17 protein-coding genes are annotated in these 19620 nt (G+C 67.5%); 5 read left to right on the top strand and 12 right to left on the bottom strand.

Annotated features, from left to right (window positions below):
* Positions 1-2 precede the first annotated feature (2 nt).
* The 7 genes from J2X37_RS05460 to J2X37_RS05430 form a co-directional block, all read right to left on the bottom strand.
* Entirely contained in the window at positions 3-818 is an 816-nt protein-coding gene (locus tag J2X37_RS05460; RefSeq protein WP_310018673.1) for a TrbG/VirB9 family P-type conjugative transfer protein, read from the bottom strand.
* Positions 815-1981, bottom strand: coding sequence for a type IV secretion system protein (locus J2X37_RS05455; protein ID WP_310018671.1), 1167 nt, complete (start codon positions 1979-1981; stop codon positions 815-817). Before J2X37_RS05455 ends, J2X37_RS05460 begins: the two co-directional genes overlap by 4 nt.
* A complete protein-coding gene (locus J2X37_RS05450) occupies positions 1978-4419 on the bottom strand; it encodes a VirB4 family type IV secretion/conjugal transfer ATPase (protein ID WP_310018669.1) in 2442 nt (813 codons plus the stop codon). Before J2X37_RS05450 ends, J2X37_RS05455 begins: the two co-directional genes overlap by 4 nt.
* Positions 4420-4431: 12 nt before the next feature.
* Positions 4432-4713: a type IV secretion system protein VirB3 gene (locus J2X37_RS05445; RefSeq protein ID WP_310018668.1), complete on the bottom strand. Its 282-nt coding sequence runs from the start codon at positions 4711-4713 to the stop codon at positions 4432-4434.
* Positions 4713-5021, bottom strand: a complete 309-nt coding sequence (locus tag J2X37_RS05440) for a TrbC/VirB2 family protein (protein WP_310018666.1) — start codon at positions 5019-5021, stop codon at positions 4713-4715. Before J2X37_RS05440 ends, J2X37_RS05445 begins: the two co-directional genes overlap by 1 nt.
* Before the next feature lie 7 nt (positions 5022-5028).
* Positions 5029-5586 carry a lytic transglycosylase domain-containing protein gene (locus J2X37_RS05435; RefSeq protein WP_310018663.1) on the bottom strand — a complete coding sequence of 186 codons (558 nt, stop codon included), beginning with the start codon at positions 5584-5586 and terminating at the stop codon, positions 5029-5031.
* Positions 5587-5849: 263 nt separating this feature from the next.
* Positions 5850-6224: a hypothetical protein gene (locus tag J2X37_RS05430; RefSeq protein ID WP_310018661.1), complete on the bottom strand. Its 375-nt coding sequence runs from the start codon at positions 6222-6224 to the stop codon at positions 5850-5852.
* A 302-nt stretch (positions 6225-6526) separates the two neighbouring features.
* Between J2X37_RS05430 and J2X37_RS05425 the strand changes: the two genes are divergently transcribed.
* Together J2X37_RS05425 and J2X37_RS05420 are read left to right on the top strand one after the other, a co-directional pair.
* On the top strand, positions 6527-8056 hold the full coding sequence (locus J2X37_RS05425; protein WP_310018659.1) for a hypothetical protein: 1530 nt from the start codon (positions 6527-6529) through the stop codon (positions 8054-8056).
* A gap of 87 nt (positions 8057-8143) precedes the next feature.
* On the top strand, positions 8144-10780 hold the full coding sequence (locus J2X37_RS05420; protein WP_310018657.1) for a TonB-dependent receptor domain-containing protein: 2637 nt from the start codon (positions 8144-8146) through the stop codon (positions 10778-10780).
* A gap of 161 nt (positions 10781-10941) precedes the next feature.
* On the opposite strand, the gene J2X37_RS05415 is transcribed toward J2X37_RS05420, so the two are convergent.
* From J2X37_RS05415 to J2X37_RS05395, 5 genes are all read right to left on the bottom strand, one after another.
* Complete coding sequence (locus tag J2X37_RS05415) at positions 10942-11613, bottom strand: response regulator transcription factor (RefSeq protein ID WP_310018656.1); 672 nt, start codon at positions 11611-11613, stop codon at positions 10942-10944.
* Positions 11614-11730: 117 nt separating this feature from the next.
* Positions 11731-12000, bottom strand: coding sequence for a hypothetical protein (locus J2X37_RS05410; RefSeq protein WP_310018654.1), 270 nt, complete (start codon positions 11998-12000; stop codon positions 11731-11733).
* A 100-nt stretch (positions 12001-12100) separates the two neighbouring features.
* Positions 12101-13603, bottom strand: a complete 1503-nt coding sequence (locus J2X37_RS05405; protein ID WP_310018652.1) for a Ppx/GppA family phosphatase — start codon at positions 13601-13603, stop codon at positions 12101-12103.
* The gene (locus J2X37_RS05400) at positions 13600-15795 is read right to left on the bottom strand and encodes an RNA degradosome polyphosphate kinase (RefSeq protein WP_310018650.1); all 2196 of its coding nucleotides are present in this window, start codon (positions 15793-15795) and stop codon (positions 13600-13602) included. Before J2X37_RS05400 ends, J2X37_RS05405 begins: the two co-directional genes overlap by 4 nt.
* Positions 15796-15917: 122 nt before the next feature.
* On the bottom strand, positions 15918-17033 hold the full coding sequence (locus J2X37_RS05395) for an acyl-CoA dehydrogenase (protein WP_310018647.1): 1116 nt from the start codon (positions 17031-17033) through the stop codon (positions 15918-15920).
* 123 nt (positions 17034-17156) lie between these two features.
* On the opposite strand from J2X37_RS05395, the gene J2X37_RS05390 reads away from it, so the two are divergent.
* The 3 genes from J2X37_RS05390 (at position 17157) to J2X37_RS05380 (ending at position 19619) form a co-directional block, all read left to right on the top strand.
* Positions 17157-17927 (top strand): helix-turn-helix transcriptional regulator, encoded by a 771-nt coding sequence (locus J2X37_RS05390; RefSeq protein WP_310018645.1) that lies wholly within the window; start codon positions 17157-17159, stop codon positions 17925-17927.
* Positions 17928-18076: 149 nt separating this feature from the next.
* Positions 18077-18469: an OB-fold domain-containing protein gene (locus J2X37_RS05385; protein WP_310018643.1), complete on the top strand. Its 393-nt coding sequence runs from the start codon at positions 18077-18079 to the stop codon at positions 18467-18469.
* Between the two features lie 4 nt (positions 18470-18473).
* Positions 18474-19619 (top strand): thiolase family protein, encoded by a 1146-nt coding sequence (locus J2X37_RS05380; protein ID WP_310018642.1) that lies wholly within the window; start codon positions 18474-18476, stop codon positions 19617-19619.
* Position 19620 lies beyond the last annotated feature (1 nt).

Genomic DNA, 19620 nt, shown 5'->3' with positions numbered 1-19620 from the left:
GCTCAGTTCCCCTTGGCAGGCGCGGCGGCGGCCAGGCGCGATGCCGGCTGCGCATTGACGAGCGTCGCCTTCGCGCTGCCGGACCGCAGCACGATCTGCGCGGGCACGTCCTCGATCACGATCACCCCGTCGCGCACGGCGTAGTTGACCGGCCCTTCCTCGCCCTTTTCGTTGAGGATCAGGATCGCGGGCACGTCCTGCTTCGGCCCCCACGCCAGGTAGGTCGACGCGCCGTCGTCGTAGATGCGGCGCGGCAGCAGCTTCTGGAAGCCCTTGCTTTCCCAAGCGAAGTTGAGCTGCGAGGGGTCGACCGGCTCCTGCCCTTCGAGCGTGCCCGAAAGGATCGCGCTCTCGTCGGTGGACAGCGATGCCTGCTGAACCTCACTCTTCGGCTTGTCGGCTTCGGCGGGATAAGTGAAGCGCAGGACATAGAGCGGACGCGCCGTGGCGCTAGACGCGAGGTCGAAGTAGTAGGTGTGGCGGTCGGTCACCACCGTCAGGTTGGTTTGCGCCCGGGCCGCGATCGGCTTCACGAAGAGCAGGTTCGCGCGCTTGTTCGGGGTCACCTGCCAGTTTTCGGAATCGCCGATGGCGACGTTCTCGATCCGCTCGTCCTCGCCGAATTCGATCGAGGCCTGGACGCCGAGGCGACCTTCGATCGCAACGACCTCGTTCGGGTTGTAGAGGCGGCTGACCAGGCGCGGATCGGACGGGGCCGAGGCGGCGGGGCGCGTTTCGAGGGGCCGGTTCTCGGCCTGCGCGGCGGTGCTGGCGGCGAGCGCCGCGATCAGCACGGCGGTGCGCAAGGGGCGGGTCATGCTTTCATCTCCCGGATGGTGCTGGGGGCGGCGCGAAAGCGGCTTCCGACCCCGCGCGCGCGCTGCGCCGGAAGCAGCGGCAGCGAAGGATTGAACTGGGGCGCCGGGCCGGTGACGACGCGGGTTTCGCGATGCGATGCGGCGGCAGGGGCAGGCGTGCTGGCGCCGGGGGCCGCGGCGGGCGCCACGATGGTCCGCTCTCGCGAGCCTGCGGCCTGTGCCGCGGCGGCGGCGGCGGCGGTTTCCTGCGGCGCGATGGTGACCGGTACGGCCGGCACGCGTTCCGCTGCGCTCTGCCCGGCCAGGCCGAACACCGTCCACCCGGCGACCATCGTGCCGCCGATACGGCCCGCCATGATCATCAGCGCCATGTGGACGCAGGCGACGAGGAAAAGGCCGATGGCGGCCTGCCCGTTGATCTCTGCCCCGGTGGCCAGTCCCGCGACGAGCGGGACGACGAGTTCGAGCGTGATCGAGCCGCCGACGACGACGAACAGCGGCGTGATCGCGGTCATGACGAGCCCGCGCAGCCAACCCACGAACAGCCCGCGCGTGCCGCCAAACAGCGCCAGCACGACGAAGACCGGACCAACCGCGAGGAGGATCGCCAGCGCAATCCGCGCGGTCACCAGCACGCCGACAGTACCGAGGAGGAGGATCATCGCCGCCAGCCACATGACCCCGGTGGGCGAGGCGAGCCCCGGTCCGCCGGCGACGGCCTGCGCGCCCTGGCCGGTCTGGCTCGCGGTGGCGGCGATGGCGTTGAAGATGAGGTCGAGCTTGCCCGCGAAGGCGGCCGTTGCCGAACCGTTGGTGCCGGTCAGGATCGCGGCGAGCTGGTCGGCGCTGCCGATGGTGAGGTTCCAGACCACGCCCTGGTAGGCGACCCAGCTGGTCGCGAAGGTCAGCACGAGGCCAAGCGTCATCATCCGGGGAGTCAGTGCCGAGATGCCGAGCCGGGTGCGACCGGTCAGCAGCGAGATCGCGAAGAACGCGATATAGAGCGTCAGCAGGATGGTCAGCGCGGGCAGCAGCGAGCCTTGCGTGCCGAACAGCCGCCCGAAGGCGTTCGCCGCCGTCTGGTTGGCGAAGCAGTCGACCGCGCCCAGCGCCGGGCCGACGCCCGCCGAGGCATTGATCGCCAGGTCCTGGCAGGCGCTCATTCCGCCGCCTCGATCCACATGTCGCCGCCGAAGGCGTCGTCGCCATTCCGGTCTTCGGGCCAGGCCGAGCCGGTGAGCGCCGGATACCATGCGGCCGGCGCATCGCCGTACCGTTCGCGCAGCCCATCGAGCTTGCGCACCGTGCTTTCGCGCCCGGACAGGACGGTCAGCACGTCGGGCATGCCCGACAGGTCGAGCCGGACGACGACCGAGGCATCGGCTTGCCGCACCAGGAAGCAGCGGCTGTGCGCGGGGAGCGAACGGATGACCTCGAACTCGTGTTCGGTGAGGCCGAAGCCGGTGCAGTAATCCTCTGCCCGGGCGCGGGCGTTGGGCATGAAGACCATCGTCGCGGTCTGTTCGACCAGCGCAGTGGCGATCCGGCTTTCCAGCGCGTCGCGCGCCGACTGGGTGGCAAAGCCCACCAGCGCGTTGCGCTTGCGCAGCGTCTTCAGCCAGTCGCGGATGCGGTGGGCGAACACCTCGTCGTCGAGCGCCTTCCACCCCTCGTCGATGAGGATCATGGTCGGCTCGCCATCCAGCCGTCCCTCGATGCGGTGGAACAGGTACATCATCACCGGCGTCCGCAGCCGGGGGTTTTCCAGCAGCGCGGTCATGTCGAAGCCGACCGTCCTGGCCGTCAGGTCCAGTTCGTCTTGCTGGTTGTCGAACAGCCAGCCGTGCTCGCCCCCGCCATGGCCCGTTTCGCCGATCCAGGCATCGAGCCGGCTGGCAAGGTCGCCCGGTTCCGGACGGCGCGTGCCGGCTAGGAGCTCGCGGAAATAGCGCAAGCGGCGCAGCGCCGGATCGTTGGCGAAGGCGGCGTCGACGGCGGCGGCGACCATCGCCTCCTCTTCCGCGCCCGAAACCTTCAGCAGCACGCCAAGCCATTCGCGCAGGAACGCGCGATTGGCCGGGCTGTCGGGCAGGGCCAGCGGGTTGAACCCGCTGGGGTGTCCGGCGGCGATGCGGCTGTAGTTGCCGCCGATACCGCGCACGAAGATCTCCGCGCCGCGATCCTTGTCGAACAGCACGGTGCGCGGATTGAACTTCTGCGCCTGTGCGGCGAGGAAGTTCATCACCACCGTCTTGCCCGAACCCGACGGGCCGATGACGGTGAAGTTGCCGAGATCGCCATTGTGGAAGTTGAAGAAGAACGGCGTCAGGCTGGTGGTCTGCAGCAGCGTCACCGCCTCGCCCCAGTGGTTGCCGTGGGGCTGGCCCATGGCAAAGCCGTGGAGCGAGCCGAAGCAGGCCATGTTGGCGGTGGAAATCATCGCGCGGCGCACGATGAAGCCTTCGTTGCCGGGCATCTGGCCCCAGAACGAAGGCTCCAGGTTCACGTCCTCGCGGACCGCGACCGCGCCCGCATCGGCAAGAGCGGCGGCGCAGGTCGCGCTCGCCTCGTCCAGCGTGTCGAGATCGGCGGCGCGGACCATAAGCGACAGGTGATGGTCGCCAAAGCCGGCCGAGCCTGTGCCCAACGCGTCGCGCGCGGCGGACATCTCGCGGCGTTCGGCCATTGCTTCCTCGTCGGCGGAGCGCAGGCGGCGCAGCGACAGGTCGATGCGTTCGCGGGCGATCTGCCGGTCGGCGGGGGCGAAGCTTTCGGTCAGCACCAGCTCGCACGGCAGGCGCAGCAGCGCATCGACAAGGCCCGGCGCGGTGGTGTCGGGATAGTCCTTCAGGCTGACCATCGCGGCGAACGACGGGCGCGCATCGGCACCGCGCAGTTCCAGCGCGTCAAGGCCGAAGCTGAGCCGCTTGTAGGGCAGCATCTGGCCGATGTCGGTGCCTTCTGCGGGGCGGCGCACGGGCCGCATCTCGCCGTTGACGAGCGCCGAGAGCATTTCCAGCACTTCGGAGCAGGGGCCGTTGGCGCCCCCGTATTCGCCCAGCAACCGCCCGCCGTATTCGCCCAGCGAGGCGACCAGCGAGGTCGCCGCCGCGCGCAGGCTGCGCAGGTCCGCCGGATCGGCCTCGACACTGTCGCCCCGCCGTTTCGATTTCCGGGCAAGGCGTTCGACCAGCCCCGCCTTGCCGCGAGCGGGGCGGCGGACGAGCGTCACGAACTGGTCGTTCACGTAGAGCGAACCGCCCGCCAGCTTGCGCCGCCAGCCATCGTCGATATGCGCGGCCAGCGGATCGTCGGCGCGGCTCTCCAGTTCGATGTGGACGCGGCGGCGGATGACGTGGTGGTACATCACGAAGCGCGCGTCGAGGACACTGCGCAGCAGCAGCTCGCGGGTCGCGGCATGGGCGTTCAGTTCGGCGGTATCGGCGGTCTCGAACGCAAAACCGGGCACCATCAGGCCGATCATCAGCGAACCGTCGCGCAGCAGCACGACGTTCTCGTCGATCAGCGCGCGGTATGGCAGCCGGTCGCCCGCCTTGGTCTCCTTGGCCGACCAGGGCAGCATCGTTGAAAGCTTCGGCATGTGCGGCCCCCCTTAAGGCGCGTAGCTGTTGCAACCCCAGCGCTGCCAGTTGGGCACGCGCGGGCATCGGCTCACCTTGGTCAGCCACAGGTCGAAGACGCGCGGCTCCCGAAGACAGGCGAGATAGCCGACGACATGGATCGCCAGCGCGGCCAGCAACGCCCAGAAGCTCTTCGTGATGAGGAAGATCTCTGTCGTCAGGGCCGCGTTGATGATGAAGAAGTTATATGTCACGCCCGCGAACATCTGCGGACGCGTCAGCGCGCGATGCACCGGATGGCGGACGAGGCTCATCAGCTGACCGCGGCGGTCGACTGGATGCCCGACACGATCGCACCGGCGCCGAACAGGATGAAGCAGCCGATGATGACGGTGGCGCCGAAGCGCCAGTTCATCCGGCCGGTCAGCATCATGAAGCCGACGGCGGCGACCGCCATGACCGCGACGGCGGTGGCGACGTTGCCGAGCAGCGTGCCCTGCATCCAGCCGAGCGCGGCTACGATCGGGCCGGAGCCGTTGGGATCGGCGGCGGCCTGCGCGAAGGCGGCCTTGGGCGTCGCGAAAAGGGCCGCGGCGAAAAGGGCGGGGCGGAATGTGCGCATCGGTTTGTTATCTCCGGACAGGATCGGTCAGTCGCGCCATGATCGCGGCGACGTATTTGCGGGTTTCGGTGATGGCGGGAACGCCGCCGGCGCGGTGAACGCGGCCCGGCCCGGCGTTGTAGGCGGCCAGCGCCTTTTCGATGTCGCCGCCGAAGGTGTCGAGTTGCTGGCGCAGGTAGCGCGCGCCGCCTTCGAGGTTGGCGTGCGGATCGTCGGGATTGACCCCCATCTGCGCGGCGGTGCCGGGCATCAGCTGGGCGAGGCCGCGGGCGCCGACGGGCGATCGCGCACCCTCGTTCCAGCGGCTTTCCTGCCAGACGAGCGCTTCAAAGAGGGCGGGGCTGATGTCGTACTTGGCGGCCAACTCGGCCACCCGCGCCTGCCAGCGGGCGGGACCGGCGGTGCCGGCGGCATCGGTGACCATAGCCCGGTTGCCGGCCAGCGCGGGATCGGCGAAGGCTCCGGCGTCATCGTCGGGGACGAGGGCGTCGGCATCGGGGCCGAACGCTGCGGGAAGCTGCGGCCCGCCCGCGACCCACACCGCCCCGCTAGCGCCGATCTCCATCACGTCGGCGCGGGCCGACGCAGGGGCAAGACCGCACGCCAGAAGGGCGCCGGCCAGAACGGGCAGCGCCCGTCCGTTACGGATCAGGCTGGAGGAACGACTCGCGCATTGCATGCCGCCCGTCTGCGCGAGGTTGATGACAGACGTATGACGAGATCGTCACCGATTTCTGCAAGGTTAGGGCGATCCTTGCGGACTGGCCGCAAGGATCGCCTTTGCCGGGGGAACAAGCCGGGGAGGGACCGCGGGCGCGGTCGGCGGGTCTACTTCTGCGCGAGGACCGCACCGGCGCCGAGCGCGGCACTGGCCATGCGGGCGGCGACCTTCGATTCGACCCAGGTGCCATCGGCGAGTTCGAGGACGTAGCGATCGCGGCTGGCCATCGCCGCGGCGAAGCTGGCGCGTGCCTTGGCTTCTTCGCCCGCGCGCGCGTAGGCGGTGCCGAGGTTGATCAGCGCAGCCGGATCGCCGGCCTGGACGAGCGCGGACTGTTCGAGCTTGTGCAACGCTTCAGCATCGCGGCCATCGACGAGTTCGGTGTAGGCGACATCGACGTTCTCGACGTTCGATGCGGTGTCGGCAGCCGGAATCGCCGGCTGTGCGGCAAGGGCGGCGGCAAGGATAACGGCAAGGCCCATCGGCTTTCTCCCAACTTCTATGAGCCGAGGATCACCCGCATCCCCCCGATCTGCAACAAAAACGTCACACTGTCATAAAACTGCAATGTTCCGCCTTCGGCGCGGACCGGCATCCGATTCGCCCGAACCGACAACCAACTGATCGGGCGTGAAATTTACGGCAGTTTGTCAAATGCTTGTCGTATCATCGTCATATTCATTTCGTCACATTAGCGAAAACAAACTGTCACGCAGCACCCCTAGGTGCCGAGACGCACTGGCAATCAGGGCCAGTCGATTCGACCTTTTGAGGGGGATTCATCGTGAAAAAACTCCATGGCCTGCTGCTTGCTGGTTGCAGCGCCGTCATTCTGAGCGGTTGCGGACCCGACGACCTGGCAGAGCTGGGCACCGGCGGCGACGTGATCATCAACAATCCGACCCCGGCGCCGACCCCGGCCCCGACTCCGACGCCGACGCCCGGTGCGTCGCTCGTCACCCCCGCAGCGGGCTGCCCGACCATCGCCAATCCCGCCGGCCTGACCGACGGCGGCACGATCAAGGGCCCCGAAGGCGAGTGGCGCGTCTGCACCCTGCCGGCCAGGTTCACCGCTTCCTCGACCTTGCCGAAGCTGCCGGGCCTGCTTTACCAGATGGCCGGGCGCGTCGACGTCGGCACCGACGGCGGTTTCACCGCCAGCTCTGCCGACACCAACGTCACGCTCACCATCGAGCCGGGCGTCATCGTCTATGGCGGCACCGGCGTGTCGTGGCTCGCGGTCAACCGCGGTAACAAGATCAATGCTGTCGGCACCGCGACCCAGCCGATCATCTTCACCAGCCGCGACAACGTGCTCGGCCTCAACAACGACGAATCGTCGGGCCAGTGGGGCGGTGTCGTTCTGATGGGCCGTGGCAAGGTCACCGACTGCACCGTCGGCACCGTGGCGGGCGGCACGTGCGAACGCCAGGTCGAAGGCGCGGCGGATCCGGCCCTGTTCGGCGGCAACAACGATGCCGACAACAGCGGCAGGATGGAATACGTCCAGATCCGCTATTCCGGCTTCGTGCTGGGCGCGGACAAGGAGCTGCAGTCGCTGACCCCGTCGGCGATCGGTTCGGGCACCACGCTGAGCCACATCATGAGCTACAACAGCTCTGACGACGGCACCGAGTTCTTCGGCGGCGTCACCCGGATGAAGCACTACATCGCGGTCGGTGCCGAAGACGACAGCATCGACGCCGACACCGGCGCGCGGGTCGAAATCCAGTATGCGATCATCAAGCAGCGCGCGAGCAAGGCCGACGCCCTGTTGGAGATCGATTCGGACGGCCTCCTGACCGACACGCCGCGCACCGACGTGAAGCTGTCGAACGCGACGATGATCGCCGGAAACGCGGCCAATTCGAACCAGGCCTCGATGCTGCTGCGCGGCAACTCCGACAACCTGATCATGAACAGCATCGTCGTGTCGCCGAACAACGAGTGTCTCCGCCTCAGCGGCACTTCGGTCACCGCCGATTTCAAGTCGACGGTCATGCAGTGCCTTGCGCCCAAGTACATCGACAGCGGCGTTCCGGCCGGCACGGCCGAAGCCGCGTTCGGCGACGGCACCGACAACAACGACGACGACTACACGTCGACGCTGGCGAGCCTGTTCATCAACGGCACGAACGAGGCGGTGACCGCGTTCAACGCCAACTCGGTCTCCACCTTCTTTACCACCACCACCTACATCGGGGCGGTGAGGGACAGCGCGGACACCTGGTACACCGGCTGGACCTGCAACAGCGGTAACGCCAACTTCGGCACCGGCAATTCGGGCCTGTGCACCGCGCTGCCGACGACCTGATCGGCCGCCCGACCTGATTGCGGGGGCGGCCGGTTTCTGGCCGCCCCCGCTTTTCACATGAATTTTCTGTTCCGGGGGGACACCCAAATGAACACGACGCGGCTTGCATCCCTGCTGCTGCTTTCCACCGCGCTGGCGACACCCGCCATGGCGCAAGATGCGGACACCACGGGCGACGCCACCGTCGCGGCGCAGGACGGCCTGGCCGACGAGGGGCCGGAAGAGGGAGAGGCTCCCGAAGTCTCCCTGCCCGGCGAGATCGTCGTCACGGGCCGCCGCTCGCGCGATCTCGTGCGCACCGCGCCGCAGGTCGTCTCGGTCCTGTCCAGCGAGCAGATCGCGCGGACCGGCGAGGGCGACATCGCCGGATCGCTGTCGCGCGTGACCGGCCTGTCGGTCGTGGGCAAGGGGTACGTCTATGTCCGCGGCCTTGGCGATCGCTATTCGCTGGCGCTGCTTAACGGCTCGCCGTTGCCCAGCCCCGAGCCGCTGAAGCGCGTCGTCCCCCTCGATCTCTTTCCCAGCAGCGTCATCGCTTCGTCGCTGGTGCAGAAGACCTATTCGGCGAACTTTCCCGGCGAATTCGGCGGCGGTGTCATCAACCTGACGACCAAGGCCGCGCCGCGCGACGGCTTCTTCGAACTGAAGCTGGGCGCGTCGTACGATTCGGAAACGACGGGCCAGCTCGGTTACACCTATTTCGGCAGCGGCAGCGACTGGACCGGCTTCGACGACGGCACCCGCGACGTCCCGGCGCCCCTCCAGGCCTTTTTCGACAGCCGCGAGCGGCTGAGCGCGGGCAACGTCGACACCGCGCCGATCGCCAAGGCGCTGGTCAACCAGAACAATTCGATCCTGCAGCGTTACGAAAACCTGCCGGCCAACTTTTCCGGCGGCCTGACCGCGGGCAAGTCGTTCGACGTGGGCGAAGCGACGGTCGGCGTGATCGCCAACTTCGGCTATTCGAACAAGTGGAGCTCGCGCGGGGCGATCAACCAGTATTCGCTCGATAGCGACCTTTCGACGCTGCAATCCGATTTCTACCGCATCAGCACCGACAACCGCATCGTCGTCAACGGGTTGCTCGGTTTCGGGCTGGAGGCGGGCGACAGCAAGGTCCGCTGGACCAACCTCTTCATCCGCGACACGGTGAAGAGCGCGCGTCTTTCCGAAGGATCGCGCAACCAGACGATCGCGACCTATCGCCGCCAGAACACCGGCTGGTACGAACGGCAGCTGCTCAACAGCCAGATCGTGGCCGAAATGAAGCCGGCCGACGGCCTCAGCCTCGATCTGCGGGCCGGATATGCCAATTCGCAGCGCGAGGCGCCCTACGAGTTGAGCTTCGAATATGCCCGGACCAACGATCCGGCCGACCCCTACGGCAACTACTTCGTCAACGTGCTCGACAACGGGCAGCGCGGCGATGCCGAAGTCAGCTTCTCGGACCTCAACGAAGACCTGTGGTCGGGCAGCGTCGACCTGTCCTACGAACTGTCAGCCAGCATGGTCGGCACGATCGGCTACAGCTATGCCGACACCCGCCGCACCAGTTCGCGCCGCGACTTCAAGTTCACCGCGCCGACCGACTTCCCGCTGGGCGTCGGCATGCTGCGCCCCGACCTGCTTCTGGGCGATGCGATCATCGACTATTTCGATATCGAGCTGATCGAGACGAACGAAGGCAATCCCGCTTTCGTCGCGACGCTGGTCAACCACGCCGGGTACGGCAAGATCAACGCGCAGCTCGGCGATGCGTTCGAGATCGATGCCGGCGTGCGCTACGAGACGGCGAAGGAAGTGGTCACGCCGCTGGTGGTGTTCAACACCCCGGGCGCATCGACGGCATCGACCAATCTCGATAACGACTACTGGCTGCCGACGGCGACAGTGACGTGGAACGTCACGCCCGACATGAAGCTGCGCTTCAACGCGTCGAAGACGATCGCCCGGCCGCAATTCCGCGAGCTGCTGTTCCAGTTCTACTTCGACCCGGACAGTAACCGCGAATATCGCGGCAACCCGTCGCTGACCGACAGCAAGCTGACCAACGCCGAAGTCCGCTACGAGTGGTACTTCGCGCCCGAACAGCGCTTTTCGCTCGCCGGTTTCTACAAGAAGATCGACAAGCCGATCGAAAGCTTCATCACCGGCACCGATCTCGTCACCAGCTTCGCCAACGCCCCCAGCGCCGATCTCTACGGCGTCGAACTCGAATTGCAGAAGCATTTCGACGTCTTCGCCAGCCGCCGGATCGTCGCCGGGATCAACTACACCTGGTCCGAATCGCAGCTCAACGTGAAGGATGGCGACCCGGTCGCGGTCTATCCGGCAAGCAGCACCAACGCGGCGGACTTCTTCCGCGACGGCGCGCCTCTGACCGGTCAGTCGAAGCACATCGGCAATGTCCAGCTGAGCCTCGAAGACCGGGATTCGCTGTCGCAGCAGACCCTGCTCCTCACTTATGCCAGCAAGCGCGTGGTGAGCCGCGGCCTGAGCAACGCGAACCAGCCCGACGTGATCGAGAACCCCGGTCTCGTCGTCGACTTCGTCGCACGGCAGGGCATCGCGATGTTCGGGCTCGACACCGAATGGAAATTCGAAGCCCGCAACATCTTTGCCAAGAAGCACGAGGAATACCAGCAGTTCGGCGACAACCGGGTCGACCAGAACACCTACGATGTCGGGAGGGTGATGGCGCTGTCGGCCACCGTCAAGATGTGAACCTTGCGGCTCCTGCGGTTCCGCGTTCCCGGAGCCGCAGGAGTCTCCGTCCGGATCGGCGCCATCCTGCCGGGATCCGGATGAGCAAGCCCGGTCCGCGCCTCCATGGGGGGAAGGCGCGGGCCGGGCTCTTTTTCTGGGCGCGATGGCGGCGGCGGCGCCTAACCGTCGAAGACGTAGCCGAGCGAGCGGATCGTGCGCAGCGGATTGCCCGCGCCGACCTGGCGCAGCGCACGGCGCAGGCGGCCGATCCAGACATCGACGGTGCGTTCGTCGAGCGGGGGTTCCTGCTTGCCCAGCGCGTGGATCAGCTGCTCACGCGTGAAAACCCGGCCCGGATGCTCGAGGAAATAGCGCAGCAGGCGCAGTTCGTTCGGCATCAGCGGCACCGGCGCGCCATCGTACGACGCCTGGTGCGCGGCGAGGTTGATGGCGATGGATCCGTGGTGGATCGTGCGCGGCTCTCGGGAAAGGTCGTCGGCGATCTGCACCGCGAGCACGCGGTCGAGCAGGGCGGTGCGATCGACGGGGCCTAGCATGTAGTCGTCCGCTCCGTGGCGCAGCGCGCGGCGGCGCAAGTCGACATCGTCCTCCTCGAGCACCAGCGTGATGTGGGCCTCGGCGGCAACCGGGTCGCAGCGCAGGCGGCGGCATGCCTCGAGCCCCGACATGGTCGGCAGCACCCAATCGACGAAGGCCCACAGCTCGCCTTCGATCAGCGGCAGTTCGCCCAGTTGCGACCAGCGATGGAAGTGGACCGCGACATCGTCATGGACGAACGGGGCGGTCCCGCCGAAAGGTTCGCTCGTGACCAGTATCTCTATGCGCCGCATGCCCGTGCCCCATTGTCAGGGGAGGCTCTGCCGCGCTTTTGTGACGCACGGGTGACGGTTCGGCGACGGTGGTGTTAAACCGGCCGCCGCATGCGATTTTGCCGGTGTCGCACCCGATCAGGTGCGCTTCTTGCGGCCCTTGGCCCGCTTGCCCTTGGGCTGGCCGGGCAGCCGGGCGAGCTTGGCCTTCCTGTCCTTCTTGCCCTTGCCGGCCTTTTTTCCCAGCACGGCTGCCGCAAGCCGGCGCACTTCCGATATGCGGGGGCGAAAGGCGCGATCGAGGATCGCGCGGGCGAGTTGCTTGTTGCTCAACGTTTCGCGTGCGGGCGCGTGGGCCGCATCGTCGGCGACGGGTGCCTCGGCTTCGGATGTCTGCGACTTGGCCATTGCGTACCTTTCGCGCTGAAGGTTCGATCATGGGTGGCGCGCCCCGCCGTGAACAGCCCCGGCGCCGCGCGGTCACACCAGTGTCATAAACCCTTTCCGCTCAGCTTGCGACCGCAAGGCGAATGTCCGGTGCCAGCCCCAGCCACTGCGCCAGCCGGTCGAGATCGCCGCGCACGCTTTCGCCGATGAGGTCCGCCCCCGCGGGCCCGGCGGTCAGGACGATGCGGTCCCCCTCGATCGAGAGAGCGCAGTCCGCGACCTTGCCCTTCGGCCCGGGGCCGAGCCGGCGGCAAAGGCGGACGGCAAGGCCCCAGCCGATCGCCTCGCGCAGCTGCGCCTCCGGCGCGACGGAGAGCAGGTCCGCGGGCAAGGCAGGCTTGCCGCAACTGCCCAGCAGCGCCGCGGCGATCAGCGCGCGGTCCGACATCTCCAGGCCCAGCCAGCGTTTTTCCAGCGCCCAGTCGAGCATATGGCGCGTGCGGATGTTGGGCTCCACCCGGGACGCGGCGATGGCCAGCAGCGTCGCGGCCAGCCGCAGCCGCTCGCTCGCCGCCGTCGCGCCCTGCACCACCGGGGCGGTCCAGCCGGCGATCATCATCGCCTGCGCCAGCGATGCGCCGCGCGGCGCGGTGAACCGGGTCATCCCGGCGAGCAGCGGGTCCTGCCGCTTTTCGGTATCGCTCAGCCGCTGGTAGAGCAGGCCCTCGCGAAGGCCCCACGAGGAAAAGACCAGCTCCCTCGGCTCGAGATTGGCCAGCATCGCGCGCAGCAGCGCGGCCGCGTCGGGAAGCGCCGCGGCGCGGGTGCCGGAAATGCCGTCACCCTCGCGCAGGCGCGCCGGGTCGGCGTTGAGCAGCTTCTTCGCCATCTTGTCGGCCTGCGCGGCGGTGATGCGCAGCCCGTGCGGGTCGTGCAGCGGATGGTCGCTGGCGATCATCGCGTAGCGGGCAAAGGCGCGCCAGGTGCCGCCGACCATGTAGAGCACGTCGGCATGGTCGTTGGCCCAGCCCGCCTTGTCGAAGGCACGGGCGATGGCGCGATTGAACGCCTCGGCGCCTTTCTCGCGCAAGGCGCCGAGGCGCAGGGTGCCGAGCGGGAGGCTTTCGCCGTGGTGGTCCTGCCCGTCGCTGATCGCGACAAGCTCGAGACTGCCGCCGCCCAGGTCGGCGACGACCCCGGCGGCGTCCGGGAACGCGGCGATGACCCCGGATGCGGCGGCGCGCGCCTCTTCGTCACCCGACAGCAACCGCGCATCGAGCCCGATGCCGCGGATCGCGGCAAGGATTTCGGGGCCGTTCGTCGCATCGCGGATCGCGGCGGTGGCGACGACGTCGACTTGCGGGACGCGCAGCTGCTCGACGATGGCGGCGAAACGGCGCAGCGCGGTCATCGCCAGCGCGGTGGCCTTGTCGGGGATCAGCCCGGTTTCGGCGAGGTCGCGCCCCAGCCTGGCCGAAACCTTTTCGTTGAACAGCGCTTCGGGCGCGCGCAGCGAGCCGCCGTACATGACGAGCCGGACGGTGTTGGAACCGATGTCGATGACCGCCCGGTCGGGGCCCGTTCGATCCGTGCTTTCGGCGATCCGGCGCGGCGCGCGGGTCACCGCCGCTTGCCGCCGCGCAAGGTCAGCGTCGGCACGCTTTCGCTGTCGAGCGCGGTGCCGCGACCGGAAAGGCTGGGGTTCTTCATGAAATAGGTATGCACGTTGAACCGCCTGCCTTCATCGTCCGTCGCCATGCGCACATAGCTGCCATCGGCCTGCAGGCGCCAGCTCTGTTCGGTATCGAGCAGGTTGGCGAGCAGCACCTGACGTAGAACCTGATCGTGCACCGTCTTGTTCCGGAGCGGGACCAGGACCTCGACCCGCCGGTCGAGATTGCGCGACATGGCATCGGCGGAGGTGATGAAGACCTTGGCCCGGGCACTGGGCAGGCGATGCCCGTTGCCGAAGGCCCAGATGCGGCTGTGTTCGAGGAAACGACCGATGATCGACTTGACGGTGATGTTCTCGGACAGGCCCGGCACGCCGGGGCGCAGGCAGCAGTTGCCGCGCACCACCAGGTCGATGACGACGCCGGCCTGGCTCGCCTCGTAGAGCCGGTCGATCACCTGGCGCTCGGTCATCGCGTTGAGCTTGGCCCAGATCATCGCCGGCTTGCCTTCGCGGGCATGTTCGATCTCGCGGTCGATCAGTTCGAACAGCCTTTCGCGCAGGTTCAGCGGCGAGATCGCGATCGCCTCCATCCGCGACGGCTCGACATAGCCGGTGACGAAGTTGAACAGCTTTGCCGCGTCGCGGCCCAGCGCGGGGTCGGCGGTGAAGTAGGACAAGTCGGTGTAGATGCGCGTCGTCACCGGGTGGTAGTTGCCCGTGCCGAAGTGGCAATAGGTGCGGAACCCCTCTTCCTCGCGCCGCACCACCATCGATATCTTGGCGTGGGTCTTCCAGTCGATGAAGCCGTAAATGACCTGGATCCCGGCGCGTTCGAGCTGCGCCGCCCAGTGCAGGTTCTGCTCCTCGTCGAAGCGCGCCTTCAGCTCGACGACGGCGGTCACCGACTTGCCCGCCTCGGCCGCGGCGATCAGCGCGTTGATCACCGGCGACTGGTTGCCGGCCCGATAGAGCGTCTGCTTGATCGAGACCACCGCCGGGTCGGCCGCGGCGCGGCGCAGGAAATCGACCACCACCTCGAAGCTTTCGTAGGGATGCTGGATGACGATGTCCTTGGCGCGGATCGCGGCAAAGACGTCGCCGTCGTGTTCGAGGATGCGTTCGGGATAGCGCGGCGTGAACGGTTCGAACGACAGGTCGGGCCGGTCGAGTGCATCGACGATCGCGCCCAGCCCGCCGATCGCCAGCATGCCGGCGGACCGGGTGACGAGCGCTTCGCTGAGCGCCAGTTCCTCGCGCAGCAGCGCCTCGGCATCCGGGTCGAAGCCTTCGCCCAGTTCGAGCAGGATGACCCGGCCCCGGCGGCGGCGCTGGATCGCGGAGCGGAAGAAGCGGACGAGATCCTCGGCCTCTTCCTCGAACTCGATGTCGCTGTCGCGCAGCACCCGGAACACGCCGCTGCCGCGGATGGTGAAGCCGGGAAAGAGGATATACGCGAAGCGGGCGATCACCGCCTCTACCGGCACGAACAGGTCCGGCTGGTCGGGCAGGCGCACGAAGCGCGGGATGCCCGAAGGCACCAGCACCATCTCGATCAGCGAGGCATTGTCGGCCTTGCGGCGCAGCTTGAACAGCAGCGCCAGGCCGAGGTTGCTGATGAAGGGAAAGGGATGGGCCGGGTCGATCGCCTGCGGCGTCAGCACGCGGCTCAGCTCATCGACGAAGTAGCGGCGCAGCCCGCGCAGCGCATCCTTGCCCAGTTCGTCGATGTCGGCGATGCGGATGCCCTGTTCGGCCAGGAGCCCGCGCAGTTCGTCGAGCGTGGATTGCTGGATGTCGCCCAATTCCTCCACCTTGCGGCGGATCTCGGTCAGCTGCTGGGCGGGCGACTTGCCGTCGATCGACCGGTTGTCGATGCCGCGCTGCATCTGGCCGACAAGGCCGGCGACGCGGATGGTCAGGAACTCGTCGAGGTTGCTGCCCGAGATCGAGAGAAAACGCAGCCGTTCGAGCAGCGGGTACTCGCGGTTGCACGCTTCGGCCAGGACGCGCTCGTTGAAGGCGAGCCAGCTGAGCTCCCGGTTGAAATAGCGTTCAGCCGCACTCGACGGGCCTGATTCGGTGGCGGTTCCGACGACAGGCGGTTTGGCAGGCGCGCGATGGGTCATGAGCGAACGGGGCATGCTGTGTGCGAGCGATGTTACAGGCTCGTTACGGCATTGTCATAAAAAAGCTCGCCGACCTGAGCGCCGGGCGCCTTGCCCCGCCGGCTGTCGCGACCGTTCCTCCGATCTGGTCCCGCCAATCAGGCCGCGGCGGCGAAACGGTCCAGCGTGGTCTCCGCCGGCTCCGGCCAGCGAGACAGGACCAGCAGACGCTTGTGCCCCTGGCCGATCGACAGTTCGTCGGTGACGCCCATGCCGCCGTGGAACTGGATCATCTCGTGACCGAGGTGCAACGAGGCTTCGGCGATGAAGGCCCGCGCCCCGTCGACATGATGGGCAAAGCTGTCGTCGTCTTCCTTCACCACCGCCAGCTCGATCAGCGCGCGGGCCTGTTCGAGCGCGGCGTACTGGTCGGCCATGCGGTGCTGGATCGCCTGGAACGAGCCGAGCGGGGTACCGAACTGTTCGCGGGTGCGCAGGTATTCGAGCGTTTCGGCGAACATCGCCTCCATGATGCCCAGCGCCTCGGCCGAACGGGCAAGCGCGGCCAGCGCGCGGACGCGCACGACTTGCTGGTGCGAGCAGTCGACCCGCGCCTCGGCCGGGACGATCACGCCCGACAGCTCGATCGAGGCGGTCCAGGTGCCGTCGGCGATGCGCCACTGGCGCACGGTCAGCCCGTCGGCGTCGGCGGGGACGAGGAACAGGCTCCACCCATCCTTGTCGCCCGCTTCGCCCGACAGGCGCGCGGTGACGAGGTAAGCGTCGGCATCGCCGCCGGCGATGGCGTAGGCCTTGGTCCCTTCGAGCACGAAATCGTCGTCGCTGGCCGTGGCGCGGGTCTCGATCCAGACCGATCCGCCGCGTGCGTTCTCCTCCGCATGGGCGAGCGCCACGCGCCTTTCGCCCGAGACGAGCGCCGCGATCCAATCCTCGCGCAGGCCGTCGTCGGCACACTGGGCCAGGATCAGGGCGGGCAGGACCGCGCTTTCGAGCACCGGCTCGACGACGATGCCGCGGCCCAGCGCCTCGAACGTGACGGCAAGGGCGGTCGCGTCGAGGCCGAGGCCGCCGAATTCCTCCGGCAGGGGCACCGCCATGACGCCCAGTTCGGCCAGCAGCACCCAGTTCTCGGCACTGAAGCCTCCGCTTTCGTTCAGGTAAGCGCGGCGGCTCTCGACGTCGTAACGGTCCGCGACGAACCGTTCGACGACTGCCTTGAGCATCTCTTCGTCTTCGTTCAGTTCGAAATTCACGAGCCCTCCAATCCTGTACCGCAGTAGCAAAGCCCGGGCTGCCGCAAACGCTCTGAAAAAAGTTAGGGTGTGCATTGTCCTTGTCACGCATGCGCTTTAGGGTTCGCGCCTGAGAGGAAATCCATGGCCAAATTCGTGATCGATCACCTCGATGCCGTGCGCATCCGCACGGCCGAAGACATCCGGCCGGCCGCACAGGCGCTGGCCGCAATCGCCGCAGAAAACGACATGCTTGCAGCGCCGGCGCACGACATCGCCGACAAGCGCACCCCGGTCGATGCCGACGGCAACGTGCTGGCCAAGGATATCTTCGGCTGGGCCGACCGCGACGACGTGTGGTGGCGCAATCCGCGCATCGCGCTGGAATCGCCGATCACGTCCGCGCTCCGCTTCGAAAACGAGCCCTTCTGGGTGAACGCCGAGGGATTCCATCTGCGCGCGCCGAACGCCTATCTCGATGCGATCGACATCTCCAATTTCGAAAGCCGGGCGCGGACCCGTGCGGCGATCGTCGTGCCGGTGCACATGGCCTTCGGCAAGATCGGCGCGGTCAGCTTCAACCCGATCGATCCCACGCGCACCGACCTGTCGGAGGATTTCGAGAAGAACGGCGATCTCTTCGCGGTCTATTCGCGCACCTTCATCGAGAGCTATACCCGCGTCATGGGCGCGATCCAGGCCCTGCCGCCCGGTTCGCGCCTGTCGAAGCGCGAAGTCGAATGCCTGCGCTGGGCGGCGATCGGCAAGACCGACCTGGAAATCAGCATGATCATGTCGCGCAGCCGCGCGACGGTGCGCTTCCACATCCACAATGCCTCGACCAAGCTCAACGCGGTCAACCGCAGCCAGACCGTCTTCAAGGCGGCGCAGCTGGGATACATCTCGCTCAACTGACGCGGCGGAGCGGCAGGATCGGGGCGCGGCGTCGTCTTCCTATCGTTTTAGGGAGCCTGCACTTTCCCGGCGATTGCGCTTTAACGACTGCACACGAAGTCGATTCAGCAAGCGTCGCCGCCGGCGGCGACGATCGGGTGGGGAGATCCATGGAAGCCATCGCCGAAGGCCTGTTCACGCAAGAGGCTTCGCCGCGCCTGATCGGCGGGCGGAACCGCGAGACCGGCCGCATCGTCTTCCCGTGCCCCGCCAACGACCGGTTCGAGGCAGTGCCCCTGTCGCGCACCGGCACGCTGTGGAGCTACACGATCCAGCGGTTCCGGCCCAAGAGCCCGCCCTACAAGGGGCCCGAGGCGTTCAAGCCTTTCCCGGTCGCTTATGTCGAGCTGCCCGGCGAAACGATTGTCGAGGCGCGGCTGGTCGATGTCGATTTCGACGACATCGCGATCGGCATGCCGCTCGAATTCACGCCCACCCCGCTCGACCCCGACGCCGCCGACAGCGTGCTGATCCCCGCGTTCCGTCCGGCAGGAAAGGCCTGAACCCATGACCGACGTGTGCATCATCGGCATCGGCATCCACCCTTTCGGCCGCACCGACGGCATGACCGGCGTCGACCAGGGCGTCTTTGCCGTGCGCCAGGCACTGGCCGATGCGGGGCTGGAATGGAATGATGTGCAATTCGCCTACGGCGCGTCCGACGCGGCGGGCAATCCGGACACGATGGTCGACCAGCTCGGCCTGACCGGCGCGCAGTTCATCAACGTGCGCAACGGCTGCGCGGCGGGCGGATCGGCGCTGTTCTCGGCGCAGATGGCGATCAAGTCGGGCGAATGCGACATCGGCCTTGCCGTCGGCTTCGACAAGCACCCGCGCGGTGCCTTCGATGCCAAGCCGTCGGAATACAACCTGCCCGAATGGTACGGCGATGCCGGCTACATGGTGACGACGCAGTTCTTCGCGAACAAGATCATGCGCTACATGCACCTCAACGGCATCAGCCGCCGGACGCTTGGCCTCGTCGCCGAAAAGGCGTTCCGCAACGGTGCGAAGGCGCCCCATGCCTGGCGTCGCCAGCCTGTCCCGCTGGACGAGATCCTCGACGGGCCGATGGTGTCCGACCCCTATTCGAAATACATGTTCTGCTCGCCGGCAGAGGGCGGCGTCGCGCTGATCCTGGGCAGCGAGAAGAAGGCGCGCGAACTGGGCAAGACGCCGATCCGGCTGAAGGCCGCGACGATGCGCACCCGCCCGCCCGGCAGCTTCGAGGTGTTCGCGCCCAGCATCGACATCGAGCGGGGCGGCAGCGCCACCAACATCGCCAGCCGCGACGCCTTCGCCATCGCCGGCATCGGGCCCGCCGACATCGACGTCGCCCAGCTCCAGGATACCGAGGCGGGCGCGGAGATCATGCACATGGCCGAGAACGGCTTCTGCGCCGATGGCGACCAGGAAAGGTGGCTGGCCGAAGGCCTGACCGAGATCGGCGGCAAGCTGCCGGTCAACACCGATGGCGGCTGCCTTGCCTGCGGCGAACCGATCGGCGCATCGGGCCTGCGCCAGGTCTACGAAAACGTCGTGCAGCTGCGCGGCGAGGGCGGTGAACGGCAGGTGCCGGGCACGCCGAAGACCGCCTACAGCCACGTCTACGGCGCGCCGGGCGTCTCGGCCGTCACCATTCTGGAGCGTTGAG

The organism is Croceicoccus sp. BE223 (assembly GCF_031457155.1).
GTDB lineage: Bacteria > Pseudomonadota > Alphaproteobacteria > Sphingomonadales > Sphingomonadaceae > Croceicoccus.
This window is presented reverse-complemented; position numbering and strand designations above follow the sequence as displayed.

What these genes read in the sequence shown, in the direction of transcription:
- J2X37_RS05460 (WP_310018673.1), bottom strand. Translation starts at nt 818, where the DNA reads ATGACCCGCCCCTTGCGCACCGCCGTGCTGATCGCGGCGCTCGCCGCC.
- J2X37_RS05455 (WP_310018671.1), bottom strand. Translation starts at nt 1,981, where the DNA reads ATGAGCGCCTGCCAGGACCTGGCGATCAATGCCTCGGCGGGCGTCGGC.
- J2X37_RS05450 (WP_310018669.1), bottom strand. Translation starts at nt 4,419, where the DNA reads ATGCCGAAGCTTTCAACGATGCTGCCCTGGTCGGCCAAGGAGACCAAG.
- J2X37_RS05445 (WP_310018668.1), bottom strand. Translation starts at nt 4,713, where the DNA reads ATGAGCCTCGTCCGCCATCCGGTGCATCGCGCGCTGACGCGTCCGCAG.
- J2X37_RS05440 (WP_310018666.1), bottom strand. Translation starts at nt 5,021, where the DNA reads ATGCGCACATTCCGCCCCGCCCTTTTCGCCGCGGCCCTTTTCGCGACG.
- J2X37_RS05435 (WP_310018663.1), bottom strand. Translation starts at nt 5,586, where the DNA reads ATGGAGATCGGCGCTAGCGGGGCGGTGTGGGTCGCGGGCGGGCCGCAG.
- J2X37_RS05430 (WP_310018661.1), bottom strand. Translation starts at nt 6,224, where the DNA reads ATGGGCCTTGCCGTTATCCTTGCCGCCGCCCTTGCCGCACAGCCGGCG.
- J2X37_RS05420 (WP_310018657.1), top strand. Translation starts at nt 8,144, where the DNA reads ATGAACACGACGCGGCTTGCATCCCTGCTGCTGCTTTCCACCGCGCTG.
- J2X37_RS05415 (WP_310018656.1), bottom strand. Translation starts at nt 11,613, where the DNA reads ATGCGGCGCATAGAGATACTGGTCACGAGCGAACCTTTCGGCGGGACC.
- J2X37_RS05410 (WP_310018654.1), bottom strand. Translation starts at nt 12,000, where the DNA reads ATGGCCAAGTCGCAGACATCCGAAGCCGAGGCACCCGTCGCCGACGAT.
- J2X37_RS05400 (WP_310018650.1), bottom strand. Translation starts at nt 15,795, where the DNA reads ATGCCCCGTTCGCTCATGACCCATCGCGCGCCTGCCAAACCGCCTGTC.
- J2X37_RS05390 (WP_310018645.1), top strand. Translation starts at nt 17,157, where the DNA reads ATGGCCAAATTCGTGATCGATCACCTCGATGCCGTGCGCATCCGCACG.
- J2X37_RS05385 (WP_310018643.1), top strand. Translation starts at nt 18,077, where the DNA reads ATGGAAGCCATCGCCGAAGGCCTGTTCACGCAAGAGGCTTCGCCGCGC.
- J2X37_RS05380 (WP_310018642.1), top strand. Translation starts at nt 18,474, where the DNA reads ATGACCGACGTGTGCATCATCGGCATCGGCATCCACCCTTTCGGCCGC.